Annotated in this window: 1 pseudogene; it reads left to right on the forward strand. The window is 49.8% G+C overall.

Annotated elements, in window-relative coordinates:
* Positions 1–305 (forward strand): annotated as a pseudogene (locus Z052_RS20755) (hypothetical protein); the annotation flags it as partial.

Genomic DNA, 305 nt, shown 5'->3' on the forward strand with positions numbered 1-305 from the left:
GGTTGGAATAATAAAAATTATATTTCACAAACCCGGCTGCCAACTGTGAAGAACTTACGAGTGATTCTACTGGCGGTGGTTGTGGTGACAGCAGTCGTTGGAGCCTCAGGAACCGCCGCTGGCGCACAGTCGGTAGTAGCAGAGTTCAAACACTCAGAGAGTGAAAGTCTGTCTGCCGATTACAGCGGTCAGGAACCGATGCAGACAGCAGGAAATAATACCTGTGGCTTTCCGCTCAACGTAACTGATGCGACAGGGACAGAAATCACGCTTGATGAACAGCCGGATCGGATCACGACAACAAA

This window comes from Halorubrum sp. C191 (assembly GCF_002727095.1).
Classification (GTDB): Archaea; Halobacteriota; Halobacteria; order Halobacteriales; family Haloferacaceae; genus Halorubrum; species Halorubrum ezzemoulense.